Source organism: Pseudomonas parakoreensis, from assembly GCF_021602155.1.
Classification (GTDB): Bacteria; Pseudomonadota; Gammaproteobacteria; order Pseudomonadales; family Pseudomonadaceae; genus Aquipseudomonas; species Aquipseudomonas parakoreensis.
The window spans coordinates 338272-356228 of sequence record NZ_BQHY01000002.1 but is presented as its reverse complement, the minus strand read 5'-3'; the positions used below and the strand labels follow the sequence as shown (position 1 = coordinate 356228).

General features: G+C 61.5%; 15 protein-coding genes. 6 read left to right on the top strand and 9 right to left on the bottom strand.

Annotated elements, in window-relative coordinates:
- Nucleotides 1-87 precede the first annotated feature (87 nt).
- Nucleotides 88-336: a DUF3203 family protein gene (locus tag L6D63_RS04075; RefSeq protein WP_095669224.1), complete on the bottom strand. Its 249-nt coding sequence runs from the start codon at nucleotides 334-336 to the stop codon at nucleotides 88-90.
- 122 nt (nucleotides 337-458) lie between these two features.
- Between L6D63_RS04075 and L6D63_RS04070 the strand changes: the two genes are divergently transcribed.
- Nucleotides 459-971, top strand: coding sequence for an MgtC/SapB family protein (locus L6D63_RS04070; protein WP_047294165.1), 513 nt, complete (start codon nucleotides 459-461; stop codon nucleotides 969-971).
- A gap of 114 nt (nucleotides 972-1085) precedes the next feature.
- On the opposite strand, the gene L6D63_RS04065 is transcribed toward L6D63_RS04070, so the two are convergent.
- Complete coding sequence (locus tag L6D63_RS04065) at nucleotides 1086-1244, bottom strand: hypothetical protein (RefSeq protein WP_003224520.1); 159 nt, start codon at nucleotides 1242-1244, stop codon at nucleotides 1086-1088.
- Between the two features lie 217 nt (nucleotides 1245-1461).
- On the opposite strand from L6D63_RS04065, the gene L6D63_RS04060 reads away from it, so the two are divergent.
- The 3 genes from L6D63_RS04060 (at nucleotide 1462) to glgB (ending at nucleotide 9191) form a co-directional block, all read left to right on the top strand.
- Nucleotides 1462-3459: an alpha-1,4-glucan--maltose-1-phosphate maltosyltransferase gene (locus L6D63_RS04060; RefSeq protein ID WP_121185274.1), complete on the top strand. Its 1998-nt coding sequence runs from the start codon at nucleotides 1462-1464 to the stop codon at nucleotides 3457-3459.
- 156 nt (nucleotides 3460-3615) lie between these two features.
- Nucleotides 3616-6957 (top strand): maltose alpha-D-glucosyltransferase, encoded by a 3342-nt coding sequence (treS, locus tag L6D63_RS04055; RefSeq protein WP_131670349.1) that lies wholly within the window; start codon nucleotides 3616-3618, stop codon nucleotides 6955-6957.
- Nucleotides 6958-6959: 2 nt separating this feature from the next.
- On the top strand, nucleotides 6960-9191 hold the full coding sequence (gene glgB / locus L6D63_RS04050; protein WP_131670350.1) for a 1,4-alpha-glucan branching protein GlgB: 2232 nt from the start codon (nucleotides 6960-6962) through the stop codon (nucleotides 9189-9191).
- A 147-nt stretch (nucleotides 9192-9338) separates the two neighbouring features.
- Here glgB and L6D63_RS04045 read toward each other — a convergent pair whose 3' ends face one another.
- Nucleotides 9339-10121, bottom strand: coding sequence for an endonuclease/exonuclease/phosphatase family protein (locus L6D63_RS04045; RefSeq protein ID WP_095669223.1), 783 nt, complete (start codon nucleotides 10119-10121; stop codon nucleotides 9339-9341).
- 542 nt (nucleotides 10122-10663) lie between these two features.
- Here L6D63_RS04045 and L6D63_RS04040 point away from each other — a divergent pair.
- Both L6D63_RS04040 and L6D63_RS04035 read left to right on the top strand, forming a co-directional pair.
- Entirely contained in the window at nucleotides 10664-11035 is a 372-nt protein-coding gene (locus tag L6D63_RS04040; RefSeq protein WP_131670351.1) for a DUF6124 family protein, read from the top strand.
- A 141-nt stretch (nucleotides 11036-11176) separates the two neighbouring features.
- Nucleotides 11177-11536 (top strand): DUF6124 family protein, encoded by a 360-nt coding sequence (locus L6D63_RS04035; RefSeq protein WP_131670352.1) that lies wholly within the window; start codon nucleotides 11177-11179, stop codon nucleotides 11534-11536.
- A gap of 57 nt (nucleotides 11537-11593) precedes the next feature.
- Here the strand turns inward: L6D63_RS04035 and L6D63_RS04030 are convergent, their stop codons facing one another.
- The 6 genes from L6D63_RS04030 to glgX all read right to left on the bottom strand — a co-directional run bounded on the left by L6D63_RS04030 (nucleotide 11594) and on the right by glgX (nucleotide 17718).
- Nucleotides 11594-12352: a PIG-L deacetylase family protein gene (locus L6D63_RS04030; RefSeq protein ID WP_047294177.1), complete on the bottom strand. Its 759-nt coding sequence runs from the start codon at nucleotides 12350-12352 to the stop codon at nucleotides 11594-11596.
- 157 nt (nucleotides 12353-12509) lie between these two features.
- Nucleotides 12510-13196 carry a glycosyltransferase family 2 protein gene (locus L6D63_RS04025; RefSeq protein WP_041067035.1) on the bottom strand — a complete coding sequence of 229 codons (687 nt, stop codon included), beginning with the start codon at nucleotides 13194-13196 and terminating at the stop codon, nucleotides 12510-12512.
- The gene (locus L6D63_RS04020; RefSeq protein ID WP_131670353.1) at nucleotides 13193-13792 is read right to left on the bottom strand and encodes an SAM-dependent methyltransferase; all 600 of its coding nucleotides are present in this window, start codon (nucleotides 13790-13792) and stop codon (nucleotides 13193-13195) included. The genes L6D63_RS04025 and L6D63_RS04020 overlap by 4 nt, the downstream gene beginning before the upstream one ends.
- Entirely contained in the window at nucleotides 13789-14562 is a 774-nt protein-coding gene (locus L6D63_RS04015) for a PIG-L deacetylase family protein (protein ID WP_047294181.1), read from the bottom strand. The genes L6D63_RS04020 and L6D63_RS04015 overlap by 4 nt, the downstream gene beginning before the upstream one ends.
- The gene (locus L6D63_RS04010; RefSeq protein ID WP_131670354.1) at nucleotides 14559-15557 is read right to left on the bottom strand and encodes an acyl-CoA dehydrogenase family protein; all 999 of its coding nucleotides are present in this window, start codon (nucleotides 15555-15557) and stop codon (nucleotides 14559-14561) included. The genes L6D63_RS04015 and L6D63_RS04010 overlap by 4 nt, the downstream gene beginning before the upstream one ends.
- Before the next feature lies 1 nt (nucleotide 15558).
- Nucleotides 15559-17718 (bottom strand): glycogen debranching protein GlgX, encoded by a 2160-nt coding sequence (gene glgX / locus L6D63_RS04005; RefSeq protein WP_047294185.1) that lies wholly within the window; start codon nucleotides 17716-17718, stop codon nucleotides 15559-15561.
- Between the last annotated feature and the right edge of the window lie 239 nt (nucleotides 17719-17957).

The window sequence follows — 17957 nt, the reverse complement described above, 5'->3', positions numbered from 1 at the left end:
GACGCCCTGCGACAACTTGAAGCAGCCCGCAGGGGCAGGCGCAAACGCCTATCGCAGGCGTCTGCACCCAGTGTTGATCAGGGTCAGTCAAATCACCGAATCACTGTCGTCAGCCTTCAGATGCTTGCGGCCGTCTTTCGCGCCAGCGACGGTCAAGGCATCCGCCTCTGCTTCAGTGATGTAAACGCGCCGGTTTTCAATTTCCACGAACGACATGGCTTTTTCGCTATCCGTTTTGACTTCCAGGGTGTCGCAGATACGAATTTCTTCGCCATTTTCGACGGTGAAAAAACACACTTTTGATTCGGGGTTGGATTCATCGATTCGAACGGGCATGAGGCTGTCCTTTTTTCATGGGTACCTGAGAGGTTAGGGCGCGCGCGGGGCCGATCGTTCTGCGCAACTGATTAATGGTCGCCGCTGTCCATGCACTAACGACAAATAAAAAGGACGGAGCGATGAACGCCTGGTGGGATGAAGTGTGGGAAACGCTGCAAGCGGAGTTCGCCGACATCGGCGACGCTTCGCAACTGACGCGCATCACCGTGCGTCTGCTGATGGCCGCCGTGCTGGGCGGAATTCTCGGTTTTGAACGTGAGCACAAAGGCAAGGCCGCCGGGGTACGTACGCACATGCTGGTGGCACTCGGCGCGGCGCTGTTCGTGCTGGTGCCGCAAACCAGCGGGGCGGAGTCCGATGCGATGAGCCGGGTGTTGCAGGGCGTGATCGCCGGGATCGGTTTTCTTGGCGCCGGAACCATCCTGAAAAACAAGGAAGGCGATGAGGGCCATGTCAAAGGGCTGACCACTGCAGCCGGGTTGTGGATGACGGCGGCGATCGGCGTGGCGACCGGGTTGGGCAAGGAGGCGACGGCACTGCTCAGTACCCTGTTGGCACTGGGGATTTTCAGCGTAATGCCGCGGGTGGTCAGGTTGTTCGAGAAAGAAGACGAGAAAAACCAGCATCTGTGAACACCGCGAACAACCTGTAGGAGCTGCCGCAGGCTGCGATCTTTTGACTTTGATTTTTAAAAACAAGATCAAAAGATCGCAGCCTGCGGCAGCTCCTACAGGGGGGCGTGTTGCTCAGACGATGACGGGCGGCATTGTCGTCGGCGGTTCTTCCTTCGGCGGTGGCGTGGTGCCTGGGGGTTCCTGCTCGGGAATCGGCTGCGGCTCGGTCTCGGGCAAGGTGGGTTTGTCGATGTTCGGATCAGGCGTTTCTGCCGGGATCGGGATGTTCATCTGTAGACCTCCGTGTGGCACATGGCGTGAGAAGTGCTTAAGTGGATTGACCACCTGCTGGCGAATTCGATCCGCTTTTTTGCCCAGGCAAATCCCTGTGAACTTTTCCCCGCGCCGGTCGCTCGGAACCTAAGTGAGTTCATGTCGGGGCCGGTGCCTCCTTGTGGACACGGATCCGGCACAAGAGCGTCCTTGGGGCGTAAAGGAGAGAGGCTCGATGTCCGCTGAAAAACCTTCAGAGCAGAGCTATAACCCGCATATGCCGCTGTCGCAGGCGTTACTGCTGCCGCGCATCGTGATCGAAAACACCATGCCGACCCTGGATGGCGGACAGTTTGCCGTCAAGTCGATCGTCGAGCGTGACGTGATCGTCACCAGCAAGGTCTTTGCCGACGGCCACGACAAGCTGGCGGTGCGCATCCGCTGGCGCGCGGAGGGCGAAGAGAGCTGGCACAGCGAAGTGATGAACGAGCTGGGCAACAACAGTTGGCAGGGGCAGTTTCGTCCCGAACGCCAGGGTCGCTACCTGTATTGCATCGAAGCGTGGATCGATCACTTCGCCAGTTTCCAGTACGAACTGGAGAAAAAGCACAACGCCGCCGTCCCGGTGTCGCTCGAACTGCAGGAAGGCCGCACCATGGTGCAACAGGCCGCCGAGCGCAGCGACGGTCAGCTCAGCGAACAACTCGCCGCACTGCACCATGAATTGTCCGGTCTGCTCGAAACCGAGCAGGTGGCGTTGTTTCTGCACTCGCGCAGTGCGCAGTTGATGGCGCAGGCCGATCACCGCGCCTATCTGAGCCTGAGCGCCGAATTCCCGGTGGACGTCGAACGGGAGCTGGCCGAGTTTGCCAGTTGGTATGAGCTGTTTCCGCGCTCGATCACCGATGATCCCAACCGTCACGGCACGTTCAACGACGTGCACGCGCGTCTGCCGATGATTCAGGACATGGGGTTTGACGTGTTGTATTTCACGCCGATTCACCCCATCGGCCGCGCCCACCGCAAGGGCCGCAACAATTCCCTCACCGCAGGTCCCGATGATCCCGGTAGTCCGTACGCGATCGGAAGCGAGGAGGGTGGCCATGAGGCGATTCACTCGCAGCTCGGTACTCGCGAAGACTTCCGCCGACTGGTGGCCGCTGCCGCTGAGCATGGTCTGGAAATCGCCCTCGATTTTGCCATTCAGTGTTCCCAGGATCACCCGTGGCTCAAGCAGCATCCGGGCTGGTTCAACTGGCGCCCGGACGGCACGATCAAGTACGCGGAGAATCCGCCGAAGAAATACCAGGACATCGTCAACGTCGACTTCTATGCGCCGGACGCGATCCCCAGTCTGTGGGTCGAGCTGCGCGATATCGTGGTCGGCTGGGTCAACGAAGGCGTGAAGATCTTTCGCGTCGACAATCCGCACACCAAGCCGCTGCCGTTCTGGCAATGGCTGATTGCCGATGTGCGGGCACTGCATCCGGAAGTGATCTTCCTCGCCGAGGCGTTCACCACGCCGGCGATGATGGCGCGGCTGGGCAAGGTCGGGTACAGCCAGAGTTACACCTATTTCACCTGGCGTAACACCAAGTCCGAGCTGGCGACTTACTTCACTGAGCTCAACCAGTCGCCATGGCGCGAATGTTACCGGCCGAACTTCTTCGTCAACACGCCGGACATCAACCCGGCGTTCCTGCATGAGTCGGGGCGGCCGGGCTTTTTGATTCGCGCGGCGCTGGCGACCATGGGTTCGGGCCTGTGGGGCATGTATTCCGGTTATGAACTGTGCGAATCGGCACCGGTGCCGGGCAAGGAGGAATACCTTGATTCGGAGAAGTACGAGATCCGCGTCCGCGACTTCAATGCGCCGGGCAACATCATTGCCGAAATTGCCCAGCTCAATCGCATCCGCCGGCAGAACCCGGCGCTGCACACGCACCTGGGCCTGAAAATCTACAACGCCTGGAACGACAACATTCTGTACTTCGGCAAGCGCAGCTTCGACGGCAGCAATTTCATTCTGGTGGCGGTGAGCCTCGATCCGCACAACGTGCAGGAAGCCAATTTCGAATTGCCGCTGTGGGAGATGGGCCTGCCCGACGACGCAACCACCCACGGTGAAGACTTGATGAACGGGCATCGCTGGGACTGGCACGGCAAGTATCAGTTCATGCGCATAGACCCGGCGTACCAGCCGTTCGGGATATGGCGGATTACTGCCGCGTAAGACAGACACCGACCCGTGTAGGAGCTGCCGAAGGCTGCGATCTTTTGCCTTTGATTTTTTAGAAGCAAGATCAAAAGATCGCAGCCTTCGGCAGCTCCTACAGAAGTATCAGCACGATCACATTATGTGCAGAGACGAATTTTTCAGGAGTTTCACATGGCGAAGAAACCCAAGGCAGCCACCTTCATCAAAGACCCGCTCTGGTACAAGGATGCGGTGATCTATCAAGTTCACGTCAAATCGTTTTTCGACTCCAACAATGACGGGATCGGCGACTTTCCCGGCCTGATCGCCAAACTCGACTACATCGCCGAACTCGGCGTCAACACCATCTGGCTGTTGCCGTTCTACCCGTCGCCACGCCGCGATGACGGTTACGACATCGCCGAATACCGCGGCGTGCACAGCGACTACGGGACCATGGCCGACGCCAAGCGCTTCATCGCCGAGGCGCACAAACGTGGCTTGCGGGTGATCACCGAGCTGGTCATCAACCACACCTCCGATCAGCACCCGTGGTTCCAGCGGGCGCGCAAGGCCAAACCCGGCTCGGCGGCGCGGGACTTCTATGTGTGGTCGGATGACGATCAAAAGTACGACGGCACCCGGATCATCTTTCTCGACACTGAAAAGTCCAACTGGACCTGGGACCCGGTCGCCGGCCAATACTTCTGGCACCGCTTTTATTCGCACCAGCCCGATCTGAATTTCGACAATCCGCAAGTGATGAAAGCCGTGCTGTCGGTGATGCGCTACTGGCTGGACATGGGCATCGACGGTCTGCGTCTCGACGCCATTCCGTACCTGATCGAGCGCGACGGCACCAATAACGAAAACCTGCCCGAGACCCACGACGTCCTCAAGCAGATCCGTGCCGAGATCGACGCCAATTACCCTGACCGCATGCTGCTGGCCGAGGCCAACCAATGGCCGGAAGACACTCAGCTGTACTTCGGCGACACCGATGCCGAAGGCGTCAACGGTGACGAATGCCACATGGCCTTTCACTTCCCGCTGATGCCGCGCATGTACATGGCGCTGGCCCAGGAAGATCGCTTCCCGATCACCGACATTCTGCGGCAAACCCCGGAGATTCCTGCCAATTGCCAGTGGGCAATCTTCCTGCGCAACCACGATGAGCTGACGCTGGAGATGGTCACCGACAAGGAGCGCGATTACCTGTGGAACTACTACGCCGCTGACCGTCGCGCGCGGATCAACCTCGGCATTCGTCGACGTCTGGCGCCGTTGATGGAGCGAGACCGCCGCCGCGTCGAACTGCTCAACAGCCTGCTGCTGTCGATGCCCGGCACGCCGACCCTGTATTACGGCGATGAAATCGGCATGGGCGACAACATCTACCTCGGCGACCGCGACGGCGTGCGCACGCCGATGCAATGGTCGATCGACCGCAACGGCGGTTTTTCCCGGGCCGACCCGGCAAGCCTGGTGCTGCCACCGATCATGGACCCGCAATACGGTTACCTGTCGGTCAACGTCGAAACCCAGGCCGGCGACCCGCATTCGCTGCTCAATTGGACGCGACGCATGCTCGCCGTGCGCAAGCAGTCGAAGGCTTTCGGGCGCGGCACGCTGAAGATGCTCTCGCCGAGCAACCGGCGCATCCTGGCCTACACCCGCGAGTTCACCGACGCTGACGGCAAGCACGAAATCATTCTCTGCGTGGCCAACGTCTCGCGCAGCGCGCAAGCGGCGGAGCTGGATCTGTCTGCGTATGTGGGCATGGTCCCGGTGGAGATGCTTGGCGGTAACGCGTTCCCGCCCATCGGCCAGTTGAACTTCCTGCTGACCCTGGCACCGTACGGCTTCTATTGGTTCGCCCTCGCGGCGGAAAACCAGATGCCGAGCTGGCACGTCGAACCGGCGCAGAGCCTGCCCGACTTCACCACGCTGGTGCTGAAAAAACGCATGGAAGAACTGCTCGAAGCACCGACCCGCAACACGCTGGAGCAGAGCATCTTGCCGAGCTGGCTGCAGAACCGCCGCTGGTTCGCCGGGAAGGACACGGCCATCGACAAAGTCAATCTGGCCTACGGCGTGCGCTTCGGCGATGCCCAGCATCCGGTGCTGCTCAGTGAGATCGAAGTCACCAGCGCCGGGCAGACCAGCCGCTATCAACTGCCGTTCGGGTTTATCTCGGAAGATCAGGTCGGGGCGGCGCTGCCGCAGCAATTGGCCTTGTCCCGGGTACGCCGCGGACGTCAGGTGGGGCTGATCACTGATGCGTTCAGCCTCGAAACGTTTGTGCACGCCGTGCTGCACGGCATGCAGAGCAGTACCGTGCTCAACTCCGAGCAGGGCGAGATCCGTTTCGCACCGACTGCGCAGCTGGAAAAACTTGGCCTCGGCGCTGAATCCGAGGTGCGTTATCTGTCGGCTGAGCAGTCGAACAGTTCGGTGGTGATCGGCAACAGCCTGGTGCTGAAACTGATCCGCAAAGTCGCCTCGGGGGTGCACCCGGAACTGGAAATGAGTGCCTACCTGACCGAGGCCGGGTTCGAGAACATCTCGCCGCTGTTGGGTTCGGTGATTCGTCGTGATGCCCAGGGCGAAGACAATCTGCTGATGATCGCCCAAGGCTATCTGAGCAATCAGGGTGATGCCTGGGAATGGACGCAGAACAACCTCGAACGGGCGCTGCGCGATGAACTGGCCGACGCCATGTCCGAGCAGGAACAGCATTACAACGCCCTCGGCGAGCTCAAGGACTTTGCCGGCATGCTCGGCCAGCGTCTGGGCGAGATGCATCAAGTGCTGGCGGCGCCGAGCGACAATCCCGATTTCGCCCCGCAGACCACCAGCGCCAAGGACGCCCAAGCCACCGGCAAGGACGTTGCGGCGCAGGTCGAGCATGCGCTGAAGCTGCTCAAGCAACATCAAAGTCATCTGAGCGCGGCGGATCAGAAAATGGTCGCGCGGCTGCTGGACAACAAAAAAATCATCCTCGGCCATGTGCAGGAACTCGCGCAGAAAGCCGTGGGCGGCTTGCGCATTCGTGTGCATGGCGACTTGCACTTGGGCCAAGTGCTGGTGATCAAGGGCGATGCCTATCTTATCGACTTCGAAGGTGAACCGGCGCGGCCGCTGCACGAGCGGCGCGGCAAACACAGTCCGTACAAGGACGTCAGCGGCGTGCTGCGATCCTTCGATTACGCGGCGGCCATGACCATCAACGTGCATAACGTCGATCACAGTGCAGAGTCGGAAGCGGCCCGGCATCGGGTCGCCGAGCGCTACCTGCGTGAGGCGCGCGAGGCATTTGTTCAGGCATATCGCCAAGCGGCGGCTAGTCTTGATCATGCCTGGCAGGATCCTGCGGGTGCCGACGCAGCGCTGGCGCTGTTCGGCCTGGAGAAGGCGGCCTATGAAGTGGCCTATGAAGCCGAAAATCGCCCCACGTGGCTGCCCGTGCCGTTGCACGGTTTGTATGGGTTATTGACGGGGCTTAAACCCTTTTCCGATCTTGGTGGAGAGTAGTCATGAGTGTCTCGAACAAGGAACAGGGTCACGCTAAAGAAGCGTTATTGCCGACGGCGCAAGACATCGACGCGTTGGTACGTGCGGAACATCGCGACCCGTTTTCCATTCTCGGCCCGCACGGTGATGGTGCCGGCGGGCAGTTCATCCGCGCCTATTTGCCGGGTGCGTTGAAAGTTGAAGTGCTGGACAAGGACAGTGGTGAAGAACGTGGCGAACTGACCGCCACCGAAACCCCGGGGCTGTTTGTCGGGCACTTCGCCCAGGCCCGGCCCTATCTGCTGCGCACGCGCTGGGCCGGCGGCGAGCAAGTGGCGGAAGATCCCTATAGCTTTGGTCAGTTGCTCGGCGAAATGGATTTGTATCTGTTCGCCGAAGGCAATCACCGCGATCTGAGCAGTTGCCTCGGCGCCCAGCTGCAAACCGTCGATGGCGTCGATGGTGTGCGTTTCGCTGTGTGGGCACCGAATGCCCGGCGCGTCTCGGTGGTCGGCGATTTCAACGTCTGGGACGGGCGCCGCCATCCGATGCGCCTGCGCCATCCATCCGGGGTCTGGGAGTTGTTCATTCCGCGCCTGCAGGCGGGGGAGTTGTACAAATACGAGATCCTCGGCGCCCACGGCATTCTGCCGCTGAAGGCTGACCCGATGGCGCTGGCCACCAGCCTGCCGCCGGACACCGCGTCGAAAGTCGCCGCGCCGCTGCAAGTCGACTGGCAGGATCAGGAATGGATGAGCGGTCGTCGCGAACGGCAACAGCATTCGCAGCCGCTGTCGATCTATGAGCTGCACGCCGGATCGTGGCAGTGCGAGCTGGATGATCTGGGCGAAGTCGCCCGTCAGTACACCTGGCCGGAGCTGGCCGAGCGGCTGATTCCTTATGTCAAGGAACTGGGCTTCACCCACATCGAACTGATGCCGATCATGGAGCACCCGTTCGGCGGTTCGTGGGGCTATCAACTGCTCTCGCAATTCGCTCCGAGCGCGCGATACGGCACACCTGAGCAGTTCGGCGAGTTCGTCAACGCCTGTCACAAGGCCGGAATCGGGGTGATTCTCGACTGGGTACCGGCACATTTTCCTACCGATACCCATGGTCTGGCGCAGTTCGACGGCACGGCGTTGTACGAATATGGCAACCCGCTGGAAGGCTTCCATCAGGACTGGGACACGCTGATCTACAACCTGGGGCGCACCGAAGTACACGGCTATATGCTGGCATCGGCACTGCACTGGTTGAAGCACTTTCACGTGGATGGCCTGCGCGTCGATGCGGTGGCCTCGATGCTCTACCGCGACTATTCGCGCAAGGCCGGCGAGTGGATCCCGAACCGCCACGGCGGGCGCGAGAACCTTGAGGCGATCGATTTCCTACGCCACTTGAACGACGTGGTCGAACTGGAAGCCCCGGGGGCGCTGGTGATCGCCGAAGAGTCCACCGCCTGGCCGGGCGTCAGCCAGAGCACCCAGCAGGGTGGCCTCGGTTTCGCTTACAAATGGAACATGGGCTGGATGCACGACTCGCTGCACTACATCCAGCAGGACCCGGTGTACCGCGCGCACCACCACAACGAACTGAGTTTTGGCCTGGTCTACGCCTGGTCCGAGCGCTTCATCCTGCCGATTTCCCACGACGAAGTGGTGCACGGCAAGCATTCGTTGATCGACAAGATGCCCGGCGATCGCTGGCAGAAATTTGCCAACCTGCGCGCCTATCTGAGTTTCATGTGGACTCACCCGGGCAAGAAGCTGTTGTTCATGGGCTGCGAATTTGGCCAGTGGCGTGAGTGGAACCACGATCAGCAGCTGGACTGGTACCTGCTGCAATACTCGGAACACAAAGGCGTGCAGAAACTGGTCGGGGACCTCAATCGCCTGTATCGCGAAGAACCGGCGCTGCACGATCAGGACGACGCGCCGCAGGGCTTCCAGTGGTTGATCGGTGATGACGCGATCAACAGCGTGTACGCGTGGCTGCGCTGGAGCAAAGACGGCAAACCGGTGCTGGTGGTCGCCAACTTCACCCCGGTGCCGCGTCAGTCGTACCGCGTCGGCGTGCCGTTTGCCGGACGCTGGAATGAACTGCTCAACAGCGATGCCGAGACCTACGCCGGTTCCAACTATGGCAATGGCGGCGGGGCGTTTACCGAAGAGGTGGCGAGCCATGGGCAGTCGCTGTCGCTGGAACTGAATCTGCCGCCGCTGGCGGTGTTGATTCTCAAGCCGGAGGGCTAGTCCAGCCACCGCTAACCCTGTGAGAGCGGGCTTGTCCGCGAAGAGGTCGGAACATTCAACATCTCTGTTGCCTGATCGGCCGTCATCGCGGGCAAGCCTGCTCCCACAGGCGTTTTCGGTGATCCGGGGATCGTTGCCGCAGCAGGATTACAGGTGCACTTCCACCGCCAGTGGCAAGTGGTCCGACAAATGCGTCCACGGTTTGTTGCCGAGGATCTGCGGGTCGTGGCTGCTGGCATTGCGCAGGTAGATGCGGTCCAGGCGCAACAGTGGAAAACGCGCTGGATAGGTCTTGGCCGGACGGCCATGGTGGCGTTCGAACGCTTCGTGCAGGTAATCACGGCGGGCGAGGGCGACATTGCCTTGCAATTGCCAGTCGTTGAAGTCGCCGGCAATGATCACCGGCGCGTCCTCGGGCAAGGATTCGAGCAACTGGCAAAGCAGCTGCAACTGCAACTGGCGATGGCTTTCCAGCAAACTCAAATGCACGCAGATGGCGTGGACTTCGGCGTGGCCCGGCACGTCCAGTACGCAATGCAGCAAGCCACGACGTTCAGGGCCGGTGATCGACACGTCGAGGTTGCGGTATTCGCGGATCGGGTATTTTGACAGCAGGGCATTGCCGTGGTGGCCATCTGGGTACACCGCGTTGCGTCCGTAGGCAAAATCGCTCCACATGCTGTCGGCAAGAAATTCGTATTGCGAGGTTTGTGGCCATTCGTTGTAACGGTTGGAATGGCGCTCGTGTTCGCCAACGACTTCCTGGAGAAACACCAGATCGGCCGAGGTGCTGCGCACCGCTTCGCGCAGTTCCGGCAAGATGAAGCGCCGATTGAGGGCGGTGAAGCCCTTGTGGGTATTGACCGTCAGCACGCGCAGGCGATGAATGACGGGGGCGTCGACGGCGTGACGCTCGGGATCACTGGACACGTTCACTCCTCTGAAAAAACGGCTTCCTGTTCATGCGACTGGTCTGTGCGCGGGCAGTTCCTTCCAGATGCCTCAGGCCGTAACACAAATCACCCTTGCCGCCAGAAAACCTGTGGGAGCGAGCCTGCTCGCGAAAGCGGCCTGCCAGACAAAATCAAAACAACAGACCAAACCCCGCACATAAACATAACCGCGCAACCACGTTTAAAGTACACGAACCGTTACGCCATACCGGCTACAACGCCTTGCGCCGTTACCTACGCGTACGCCAGAATCCGCCGGCTTACACGGCTATGCGTTGGGCTTATCGTTTCCCTGTCACTGGAAAACAGTGATCGGGTTTGGTAGCCCATTTCGGTACGGTCGTATGGCGTCACCTTATGTAGCCTCTTTTTGGGGCTCAGTTTTATGGTGGACATGCGTGGGGCTCATTCGTGAGCGCCGGGTTCTGTATCGACCGGTCTACCAACCCGCGCATGGCCGCCACCCATCGTTTGGTAGCGAGGGTGATGGCTCCTATTTCTCGATACGGAGTTTCATCCATGTTCAAAGCCACACCCAATCCCCCGGACGCCTCAATCCCGTACGACCCGGCCCTCGACCCGCAGAAGATAAAAGCGGCAACCGACCGTGCCATCAACTTCTACCTCAACCCCGGCGCCCTGAAGATCTCGATCCCTTCAGCCTCGTCACACAAATCCAGCAGAATCTTCCTCATCGACCCCACCGTGGACGAGGAAACCTTGCTCGTCGAAGCCTGCGAATCCTTAGCCGCCGCCAGCGACATGGCCCGGGACATCAGCGATGTCGCCGACCACCCACAGCGCCGGGCCATGCTGATGCTGCATCAGGTGATCATGCTCAGTGAACTGATGGTCAACCGAGTACTGGACAGCCGCCGCGTGCCGAACTAACTGCCCGGTCCTCTGTAGGAGCTGCCGAAGGCTGCGATCTTTTGATCTTGTTTTTTTAAAAGCAACATCAAAAGATCGCAGCCTGCGGCAGCTCCTACAGAGACTCATTCTTCCAAAATGCCTCGATCGGAGTTCCAGCTGATGTCCGAAACCCCACCCAATCCGCCGATCACAGAATCGGTTTCGCCGTACGAATCCCTCAACTCCAGAAAACTCCACGAAGCCGCCGAACGCGCCCTCGACCACTACCTCGCGCCCGCGCACATCATGGCAACGCCGTACACCCCCAGCAGCATGTTCCTGGTCAACCCGCAAACCGATACCGAATCGCTGCTGGCCAACGCCTGCGAGTCCCTGGCCTCGGCCACGGTGATGCTCGGTGATTTCGCCGGCATGCTAGAAGGGCCGGGCCGTCATACGGTGTTGGGCATCGCGCAGGTGGTGATGCTGGGGGAGCTGGCGGTGAATCAGGCACTGGATAATGTGGTGCCAAAGGAATAGGCGCCGGCAGTACTGGCCTCTTCGCGAGCAAGCCCGCTCCCACAGGGGAAACGTGTTTCAGATGAGCACGATTTCGTACGGCAAGCGCATGCGCTCGAGGATCACCCGCGGCAGCATCGGCGCAATGCCGATCGCCGGTTCGCCCTTGAGCTGGCTGGCATAGGCGTGGGTGGCGTGACTTTTGCGCGCCACGGTCCAGGTGTCGAGTCGCAGTTTGCGCGCACGTTCCCAGGGAATCAGGTTCTGCTCGCGTTCCGGCCAGTGCCAGGCCCAGACCGGCACGTCATGGAAGGTCGCGCCGACTTGCGCAGCCGCTTGGGCACTGGCACGGCCGACCGCTTCATGGTCGTCGTTGCTGTCGTTGCGCCAAGTGCTGAACACCACGTCGCCGGGGCGCAGGTAGCGCGCGATGAAGTGGGTGATGTCAGCCTCGCAGTCGAGCAGCGCGTTGTCGGTAAACCCGCCGCGTACCCATTTCAGACTGTGCATCGGCAGGCCGAGCCGGCGCAGGGCTTCGACGCTTTCCTGGGGACGGAATACGCTCAGGCGTTTTTCCGACCATTGTCGTGAACCCGGATGGCTGGCGCTGCCGTCGGTGATCGACAGCAGTTGCAGCGGATGACCGAGGCTGGAAAGCAGTTGCAGGAGACCGCCACAGGTCACCACTTCATCACCCGGATGCGGGGCGACCACGACGGCACGGGCACCGGGGGGAACGAGGCTGTGGGTGTTGATGACGGGAATGTTGTCCAGCTGCGGGGCGCTGTTCCATATCTGCGCCGGCAGCGAGTGTTCGCTGAGGAATAACGGTTTCATGGGTATTACGTCCTTGTTGTCTCTGGCCCTCAGTCGTGCAGACACCGTGGAAAACCAGGTGCGCGCGACCCGTGAAGGCGGATGAATTGCCGTGCGTCGCTCCGAACCCTGGATTGCCGCGCAGCAGAGTATTGCTCATGAAAGTCGATTCGTCGCGTCACAGATCAATCTGATCCGCTTTTTTTATGTCTATCTGTACCATTTTCCGCAAGTAATCACCGAATCCGCCCCGGGCTCGGCTGTCCAGACGGGCGCTGGTGTGCACTTGCGGGCGATGGCTCCAGGCGATGTCGGCACCGGACAGCTCCAGTTGCCGCACCAGTTGGACATCTTCATCGCAGGCCAAAGGTTTGAAACCCCCGGCCCAACGATAGGCGTCTGCGCTGATTCCGAGGTTGGCACCGTGAATGTGCCGATGCCCGTCACGTGCCTGATAGTGGCTGTGATAGCGGATTTGCGCGGCTTCGTCGAACGATTGATCCCAGTGTTCGACGGTTACCGTGCCGCATACCGCGTCGGCGCCCAGGCCCAACTGCGCCACCAGCCAGTCGTCGGCCACGCGGCTGTCGGCGTCGGAGCAGGAGATCCAGCGTGCACCACGCTCCAGCAAAACCTGCGCGCCGGCGGCACGGGCCTGGCCGACGTTGCGAGCGTCAATGTGCAGACTCAGCACCGGAAAGCCGCTGACAATCTGTGCCGACCGGTCGGTACAACTGTCGAGCACCACCAGCACCTCCACCGGTTCGCCGGCCAGCAGTCCGTGTTTGCTGGCGCGCAGGGCGGCTGTCAGGCACTGCTCGAGCAAGTCTTCTTCGTTGTGCGCGGGAATCAGAATGCCAATCATCGCAGGCCCTCCAGTGCGGCCACCGAGCGCGGCTCGCGGCTCCAGACCTCAAGGATGAAGTCGGCTTCCTGATGCAGCGCCAGACGCGGCAGCGGCAATTGTTCGTGAATCAGGTCATGCACCTGGCGGGCATTGAGCGGGCAGCCGTCGATGGGCGGGCGCCAGTGGCAAGCGAGCAATTGCCCGTCTGCGGTCAGGGAATCGCTGATGCGCCGGATCACGTCTGTCAGATCCTGGGCATCTAGGTAGTAGCCGATTTCGCTTAATACAATCAGGTCGAATTTTTCTTCCGGCCAGTCGCCGGGCAGGCGACTCTGGCGGACTTCGGCGTGGTCGAACAGGCTCAATCGGCTGCGCGCCAGGCTCACCGCCGCGCTGGCGGTGTCGCAACACAGCAGGCGGTCGCAGCGGCCAGCCAGTTCGGCGCTCAATTCACCATTGGCGCATCCGGGTTCGAAGATCGCCCGATAATGCGCGCGGGGCAGGGCCGCGAGGGTGATCGCGCGTTTGCGTTGTTCGTACCAGCGCTCGCGAAACGCCCAAGGGTCATCGCTGGCGCGGAACAAGCCTTCGAAGTAGCGATCATCGACACTCACAGGAACACCACTTCGAAAGGTTGCAACAGCCGATCCAGCACGTACGGCGCCAGCACCGGTTGCAGCCCGGCTTGCGGGTCGCCTTCCAGTTGGCTGGCAAAGGCATGCACCGCGTGCCGTTTGCGCGCCACTTGCTCGGGTGATAACAGGATTTTACGCGCGCGCTGCCACGGCACCGCGGCGTCTTCGGGGGAGGCCCAGTGCCAGGTCCATACCGGCAGTTCGTGGCAGGTGGCGCCGACCCGTCTTGCCGCTTCGATGCTGGCACGGCCGGCGGCTTCGTGATCACAATGGCCGTCCTCGCACCAAGTGCTGAACACCACATCACCGGGGCGCAGATGGCGTTCGATGAACGCGACCAGCGACGTTTCATCCTCGGCCACCTGGCTGTCGCTGAAACCGCCGCGCAGCCATTTCATCCGGTGCAGCGGCACGCCGAGGCGGCGCAGGGCTTCCGCCGATTCCTGCGGCCGCACCACGCTCAGACGTTCGACCGGCCAGCGCTCGGAGCCGGGATGACTGGCGCTGCCATCGGTGACCGAGATCAGTTGCAACTGCCGCCCGGCGGCGGCCAGCAACTGCAGCATCCCGCCGCAGCCGAGCACTTCGTCGTCCGGGTGCGGCGCGACAATCACTGCCCGCGCGCCCGGTGGCACCAGACTGAGGACATCGACGCTGTCCAGCGCCGCCAAGTGCCGGGAATGTTGCCATTGCAGCAGGGACGTGCCTTGGTGGCCGATGATCGGATCGGGTTTGTTCGCGACATTCATAGCGTCCACGCCTCCTCAGGGTATTCGGCCAGCGCTTGGCCGAGCGCGGCAAGGTCACGCTCGGCATGGCTCTGACGCAGGAACACCGGCAGATCGGCGTTCAACCGGGCGAAGTGTCGATCCTTGCAGAATGGTCCGGCCCCCAGCGCCCGGCCGACATCGCGCATCACCTGCTCAGCGGATTGTTCGACCACCGCGCGGGCGCGCTGGGCCAACAGTCGGGCATCGGCTTCGGGGTGCGCATCAATGTGCAGAGCACTGAAACGCAGCACATTCGCCGCTGCGTACAACGCCGCATCGACCGCACCGAGGTGGGCGAGGGCGTGTGGCTCCTGGCGTTGCGCGCAGTGTTGCCGCAGTGCCTCGGCGATCTGCCGCGCCGCGCCGTACCAGCACGCCGCGATGCCGATCCCGCCTTGCCAGAAACCCGGACGTTTCAGGTAGTCGCCGGGTTCGCCGATGGCCTGGGCTTCGGCGCCGTCGAACAACACTTCGACGCTGCCGGTGGCACCCATGCCGACCGCTTGCCAGCCCTGATCGGTGATGGTCACGCCCGGTTGATCAAGCGCCACCGCCACCAGTTGCTGACGATCTTCGGCGTCCCACGCGGTGAGCAGCGCATGGCTGAGCACCGCCGCCCCGGAACACCAGGCCTTGCGCCCGTCGAGACGCACCATGTGCCCGGCCGGTCGCACTTGCACCCGCGCCTGCGGCGGTTCAGCGGCCCACATGCCCCAGGTGCTGCCCGGCGTGGGCGTACCCCCCAGCTGTTCGATGATCGCCAGTGCGTCGGTGTGGCCTTCGTAGAGTTTGCACAAGCCCAAGTCGTGTCCGCCGACTTCGGCCAGACGCTGAAAACGCTCCAGCGTAAGGCCGCTGCCCGGTAACGGCAGTTGATCCAGCCCGGCTTCGACCAACGCCCGCAGGCAGTGGCCGAGGGCGGCGGTGTCGGCGTAGTCCGGCGGGCGGCGCGCCAGATAGTGTTGCAGGTCCATATCAGTCTTCTTCTTCGCGTTGCAGTTCGAACAGCAGCAGCGAACGGCCGGTGACCGAGTATTCATGGCCGAACTCGAAGCGCTCCTGACCGCGAATGGCCGGCTGATTGGTATCGATCATGCAGGTCCAGAAACTGCCTTCGGGCACTTCCGGCAGGCTGAAATTGACGATGTCGTGATGGGCGTTGACCACCAGCAGCAGCGTCGCGTCGGCACCCTTGCGGCGGATCCCGGTCTCCTGCGCACGGCCATCGAGCAGCATGCCCAGGCAACGGTTATGCGCGTCATGCCAGTGCTCGGTGGTCATCTCGGTGCCATCCGGCGCCAGCCAGGTGACGTCCTTGACGCCGATGTCCTCGTTGTATTCGCCGACCAGGAAGCGCCCACGGCGCAGAATCGGATAAGCCATGCGCAATTTGATCAGGCGCTTGACGAACTTGAGCAGCGCCTTGCCATCCTCGCTCAGGTCCCAGTTGACCCAACCGATCTCGCTGTCCTGGCAATAGGCGTTGTTGTTGCCGTCCTGCGTGCGGGCGAACTCGTCGCCGGCAACGATCATCGGCGTGCCCTGCGACAGCAGCAGCGTGGCGAAGAAGTTGCGCATCTGCCGGTGGCGCAGCGCGTTGATCTCCGGATCGTCAGTCGGGCCTTCGACGCCGTGGTTCCACGACAGGTTGTTGTTGCTGCCGTCCTGGTTGTTCTCGTCGTTGGCCTCGTTGTGCTTGTCGTTGTACGACACCAGATCGTTGAGGGTGAAACCGTCGTGGGCGGTGATGAAATTCACCGACGAATACGGCCGTCGCCCGCGCTGGTTGAACATCTCGCCGGACGCGGTCATGCGGCTGGCGAAGTCGGCAACCTGGCCATCGTCACCTTTCCAGAACGCGCGTACGGTGTCGCGGAATTTGTCGTTCCACTCGACCCAGCCCGGCGGGAAGTGGCCGACCTGATAGCCACCGGGGCCGCAGTCCCATGGCTCGGCGATCATTTTCACCTGGCGCAGTACCGGATCCTGACGGCAGGCGACGAGGAAACTGTGGCGTTCGTCGAAACCGTCGTGATAACGCCCGAGAATCGTTGCCAGGTCGAAGCGGAAACCGTCGACATGCATTTCGCTGGCCCAGTAACGCAGCGAGTCGGTGACCATCTGCAGCACGCACGGGTGGCTCAGGTCGAGGGTGTTACCGGTGCCGGAATCGTTGATGTAGTAGCGCTTGTCGTCCGGCATCAACCGGTAATACGAGGCGTTGTCGATACCGCGCATCGACAGGGTCGGGCCTTGTTCGTTGCCCTCGGCGGTGTGGTTGTAGACCACGTCGAGGATCACTTCCAGATTGGCCTCGTGCAGGTGCGCGACCATCTCCTTGAACTCGGCGATCTTGCCGCTGGCCAGATAGCGCGGGTCGGGGGCGAAGAAGGCGATGCTGTTGTAGCCCCAGTAGTTGGTCATGCCCTTGTGCAGCAGGTGCTGGTCATTGACGAACGCGTGAATCGGCAGCAGTTCCACCGACGACACGCCGAGTTTGCGGATGTGTTCGAGCACATCATCGACCATCAACCCGGCGAAGGTGCCACGCACGTTCTCCGGCACCGACGGATGACGCATGCTGATGCCGCGTACGTGGGTTTCATAAATGATCGTCTTGTCCCACGGCACGCTGACGCGATGGTCGTTGCCCCAGGTGTGCGCCGGGTCGATGACTTTGCATTTGGGCACGAACGGCGCACTGTCGCGCTCATCGAAACTGAGGTCGGCGTCGGGATGGCCGATGGTGTAGCCGAACAGCGCCTCGGACCATTTCAATTCGCCAACCAGTTGCTTGGCGTAGGGGTCGATCAGCAGTTTGTTGTGGTTGAAGCGGTGGCCGTTGGCCGGGTCATACGGGCCATAGACGCGGTAGCCGTAGATCAGCCCCGGGTGGGCGTCGGGCAGATAACCGTGGTAGATCTCGTCGGTGTATTCCGGCAGTTCGATACGTTCGAGTTCAACTTCGCCGGCGTCGTCGAAGATGCACAACTCAACCTTGGTGGCATTGGCGGAAAACAGCGCAAAGTTGACCCCCAGACCATCCCAGGTCGCACCGAGCGGGAAGGGCAGGCCTTCACGGATTCTCGACGGTTCAGCGTGCGCTGCGGGCTCGGCTTTTTTTGGACTGGTCATGATTGCTCCTGCAAAACGGGTTGGTTCGAATAATCAACGGTGGGAAAAGAATCTGTGGTGAGGGGATTTATCCCCGATGGATCGCGCAGCGGCCCTGTGGCTGCTTTGCAGCCGATCGGGGATAAATCCCCTCACCACAGACATCTCTCCCTGACAGGGGTTATTGGGTTTTTTAAGGACGAGTTGTCCCTGCGTGGCGGGCCAACCCGCCACACGGTCATTCAGTTCGATAATCCGGG